The 1,272-nt window shown below is 78.4% G+C and carries 1 protein-coding gene; it reads left to right on the plus strand.

Annotation, left to right across the window (positions count from 1 at the left end; all coding sequences use genetic code 11):
• A partial coding sequence (locus tag ND748_RS32230) for a class I SAM-dependent RNA methyltransferase (RefSeq protein WP_374216095.1) occupies positions 1-1,272 on the plus strand: 1,272 nt, incomplete at both ends.

The following is a 1,272-nucleotide window of genomic DNA, read 5'->3' on the forward strand; positions in this document are numbered from 1 at the left end:
GGCTTGGCACCGGCCCCGGCCCCGCCGCCGGTTCGGCGGGGGATGGCGTCGCGGGCGCGACCGCGGTGGGGTCGATCATCGAGCTGGTGGTGGGGCAGGTGGCCCACGGCGGGTTCTGCGTCGCGCGGGCGGGCGGGCGGGTCGTGTTCGTGCGGCACGCGCTGCCCGGGGAGCTGGTCCGGGCCCGAGTCACCGACGACTCCCACGACCGCTACTGGCGCGCCGACGCCGTCGACGTCCTCACCCCCTCGCCGCAGCGGGTGGCGGCTCCCTGCCCGCATGCCGGTCCCGGCGCCTGTGGGGGCTGCGACTGGCAGCACGCCGACCTCGCGGCGCAGCGCCGAGGGAAGGCCGAGGTGATCGCGGAAGCCCTGCGCCGCTTCGGCGGGCTGGCCGCCGAGGTCGACCCCGAAGCCCATCCCGCGCCCGTCCTGCCAGGGGCGCCCGCCACGCCCGCCACGCCTGCCGGAACTCCTGCGCCTGCCGGGACTCCTGCGCCTGCCGGAACTCCTGCGCCTGCCGGGACTCCTGCGCCTGCCGAGAGTCGTGTGCCCGCCGAGACTCGCGTGCCTGTCGGGGCTCGGGTGGCGGCCGCGTCGGAGGAGGCCGGTGGCCGGCGCGAGCCCGTGCGGGTGGTCGTCGAGGCGGTTGCCGTCGAGGGCGGGGCCGACCAGGCGGGGGGCGGTGCGGACGACGGTCTGGGCTGGCGGACCCGGATGCGTTTCGCCGTCACCGCACAGGGCGAACTCGGGTTGCGGGCCAGCCGTTCCCACGAGGTGGTCGCCACCCCGGACTGCCGTATCGCCCACCCGCTGGTGGCCGCGGCGCTGGCCGGGCGCCGGTTCCCCGGAGCCGACGCGGTCGAGGTCGCCGCGAGTCCCGCCACCGGCGAGGTGGCCGTCGCCGTGCATCCGGCCGGGGTGGCGCCGGCGCCCGGCGAGGTCGTCGAGGTCGTCGAGGAGCGGCGGTTCCAGCTCGGGCCGGAGGTGTTCTGGCAGGTCCACCCGGGCGCCCCGAGGGTGCTGGTCGCCGCCGTGCGCGAGGCGTTGCGGCCCGGTCCCGGCGAGACCGCGCTCGACCTGTACTCGGGGGCCGGCCTGTTCGCTGCGTTCCTCGCCGTCGACGTCGGCCCCGGCGGCCGCGTGGTCGCGATGGAGTCCGACGCCGCGGCGGTCGCCGCCGCCGCTCGTAGCCTGGCCGACCTGCCCCAGGTCTCGCTGCGCTCGGTGCGGGTGACCCCGGCGACGGTGCGTGGGGTGATCGGCAGCGGGC

The sequence above is a fragment of the Frankia sp. AiPs1 genome (assembly GCF_023716945.1).
Taxonomy (GTDB): Bacteria; Actinomycetota; Actinomycetes; order Frankiales; family Frankiaceae; genus Frankia.